A 2,808-nucleotide genomic window follows, 5' to 3' on the forward strand; every position below is an offset into this window, starting at 1 on the left:
GCCGCCGCCTGGGTCAGCCCGAGATGCCCGTGGCCGAAGGCGTAGTGCACGTTGGGATGGCTGCGCGAGCCGCCAATGACCGGCAGCGAGTCGGGCAGCGACGGGCGGAACCCCATCCATTCGCGCCCACCCGAGGGGTCTAGCCCGGGCAGGAATCGTCTTGCCTTCTCGAGCATCGCCTTTGACCGGGCGTAGTTCGGCGCACGCGCAAGGCCGCCGAGCTCGACCGCCCCGCCAATACGCAGGCCGGTGGCTAGCGGAGTGATGACGAAGCCATGACCGGAAAAGATCAGCTGGCGCTTCACGTCGAATGCGCCGGTCGGAAGCGTGGTGTTGTAGCCACGCTCGGTTTCGAGCGGGATGAAATCGCCAAGCTGGCGCGCCAGCAGATGTGACCAGGCGCCGGCTGCGATCAGCACCTGGCGGGCAAACAGCGTGCGGCCCCGCTTGAGCTGGACCAGGATGCGGTCGCCAGTCTGCCTGACAAGACCGACATCGCCCTTGATAAAGGCTGCACCTTTGGTTTCGGCATAGCGCCAGATCGCCTTGCCGAGATCCTTCGGGTCGGACACCGTCTTCCAGCCGGGCACGAAGGTACCGCGCATGAAGCGGTCGGCGAGCCCGGGCTGGTAGCCAGCAAGCTCGCTCTTTTCGAGATGTCTGCAGGCAATGCCGAAACGGTCGCGCGCCGCCCAACTCGGCAGCGCTGTCTTGAATTCCGCCTGGCTCTCATAGAGTTCCAGCGAGCCGTCTTCGCGCAGCATCGAGCCGGTATTGGAGCGTGCCATCAGCGACGTCCATTCCTGCTCGGCGAGTTTCATCAGCCCGGCTTGCGCTGTGAGGCTGGCCTCGTAGTTGGAGGGCGTCCCGGCCTGCCAGAAGCGATAAAGCCACGGTGCGAGCTGGGGCAGATATGCGGGCGGAATGCTGAGCGGGCCGAGCGGGTCGGCCAGCCACTTCGGCACGTTGCGCATCATGCCCTTGTGGGCGAGCGGCAGCACGTCTGAGAAGGCGAGAGCACCGGCATTGCCGGAACTCGTTTCCTCGCAGGTGCCTGTACGGTCCAAGACCGTCACCTTGCGGCCGGCATCGACGAGATAGGCAGCCGCCGCGATGCCAACGATGCCGGCACCGATGATGGCGATGTCGATCTCCTCGACCGCCGCGCTCATGACTTGCTCCTCCCCAGGGCGTCCCTCCCCGACTGCTTGCAGCGCTCTCCCGACAGCGACTGGCGCTGCATCCCCACCCGATCATTGGTGCCGATTTCAAAAATCTCTGCAAGCTTGATGTTTGCGGACCAGATAGGTCGAGACGTCGAGATCGGGCCATTGCGGCGGCCACCTCCGGCCACATGCTGGGCCCCTCCATTGATATATCAACGATATATGACGGTGCAATCAAGTTGCCGATCCACCTTCGCGCCTGATATATCAAGTATATATCATTGCGCTTTCAAGAGATTCGGTCATGCAAGCTGAGAAACTGGAACCGGCTGCGATACGAGCCTATCTTGAGCTTGAACGGCTGATCGTGACCCTCGAACTTGCCCCTGGCAGCGTTGCCACCGAAGGCGGGCTGATCGATCTGCTCGGTCTCGGCCGCACGCCGGTGCGCGAGGCGATCCAGCGTCTGGCCTGGGAAGGGCTTATCGAGATCAGGCCGCGCGCCGGCCTGGCAATCGCGCCGCTGCATCCCGGCGACTGGCTGCGCGTGCTCGATGCGCGCCGTGGTATCGAGGTTGTGCTTGCCCGTTCGGCGGCCCGTTTCGTCACCCGCGACGCGGCCAACCGGTTTCATGCCGCAGCTCTTGCCATGCAAAAAGCGGTGATCGCTACCGACGTATTTGGCTTTCTCGAAGCCGACAAGGCGATCAATGAAGCACTGGCGCTCGCCGCCGACAACGACTTCGCCGCCCGTCTCGCAGCGCCCCTGCAAACCCACAGCCGCCGCTTCTGGTTCCGCTATCAGCGCGACACCGGGCTCGCAGCATCAGCCGAACATCACGTCGCGCTGATCCGCTCGATCCTCGAACGCGACGAGGATGGCGCTGCCCAAGAGGCGGAGCGATTGATGACGATGCWGCGCGGCCAGGCCGAGGCAGCAGCGACGCGTTAGGCCTCAGGCCTCGAGCATGGCGGCAAGAAGCGGATGTGGCGTTTCAGCAAAAGGATTGACTACGGTAACCCCGCCCCATGTGAAGCCATCCTGCATGTCTTCCGACAGCAACAGACGACAACCGGCACCCGACGCGACGCAGAGTATGACGGCGTCCCAAATACTCAACCTATGGTCGACAGCCAGATCCACCGCCTTGGACATGACATCAGGCGTCGTATTGGCGACGGCAAATGTGTCGCGCCACTGCAGGATCGCGTCGCGTGCTTCCAACGGACTGCGACCTGCCTTGCGCACAAGGACGGTGAACAACTCGCCCAGAACCTGGATCGGCACCAAGGTTTCGTCTTGCGGAATGCGCGTAAGCAGGTCGAGCGCCAAGGCTGCACGACCTGCGTCATTGACGCCTTCCGCATAGGCCAGAATGTTGGTGGCCAGCGCGAACCGCATCAGTGGTCGTAGAGCTCTTCGCGCGACCAACGCCCGACATCGGCCGGAGCCTGCCGGCGCAGGCGCTCCAACAAAATCTGCTTTGCGGCGCGCGCAACCTGGCCGAGTTCAGTTGCTGGCACGAAACGCGCGACAGGCCGGCCGTGGCTTGTCACCACAAAGCTGCTGCCATCGCGCACTTCCCGCAGAAGTCGGGAAAACTCCCGATTGGCATCGGCAGCCGAAATCTTCTCGTCCATA

4 protein-coding genes are annotated in these 2,808 nt (G+C 63.5%); 1 reads left to right on the forward strand and 3 read right to left on the reverse strand.

Annotated elements, in window-relative coordinates:
- Positions 1-1,172, reverse strand: a 1,172-nt coding sequence (locus tag AC1DWF_RS31410; RefSeq protein ID WP_476842505.1) for an NAD(P)/FAD-dependent oxidoreductase, incomplete at its 3' end; no start/stop codon positions are given.
- 298 nt (positions 1,173-1,470) lie between these two features.
- On the opposite strand from AC1DWF_RS31410, the gene AC1DWF_RS31415 reads away from it, so the two are divergent.
- Positions 1,471-2,118 (forward strand): GntR family transcriptional regulator, encoded by a 648-nt coding sequence (locus tag AC1DWF_RS31415; RefSeq protein WP_476842506.1) that lies wholly within the window; start codon positions 1,471-1,473, stop codon positions 2,116-2,118.
- Positions 2,119-2,121: 3 nt separating this feature from the next.
- On the opposite strand, the gene AC1DWF_RS31420 is transcribed toward AC1DWF_RS31415, so the two are convergent.
- Together AC1DWF_RS31420 and AC1DWF_RS31425 are read right to left on the reverse strand one after the other, a co-directional pair.
- Positions 2,122-2,568 carry a PIN domain-containing protein gene (locus AC1DWF_RS31420; protein ID WP_476784045.1) on the reverse strand — a complete coding sequence of 149 codons (447 nt, stop codon included), beginning with the start codon at positions 2,566-2,568 and terminating at the stop codon, positions 2,122-2,124.
- Positions 2,568-2,808, reverse strand: a 241-nt coding sequence (locus AC1DWF_RS31425; RefSeq protein ID WP_476784044.1) for a type II toxin-antitoxin system Phd/YefM family antitoxin, incomplete at its 5' end; no start/stop codon positions are given. The genes AC1DWF_RS31425 and AC1DWF_RS31420, both read right to left, overlap by 1 nt.

It is taken from the genome of Aminobacter sp. P4_D5, assembly GCF_056401815.1.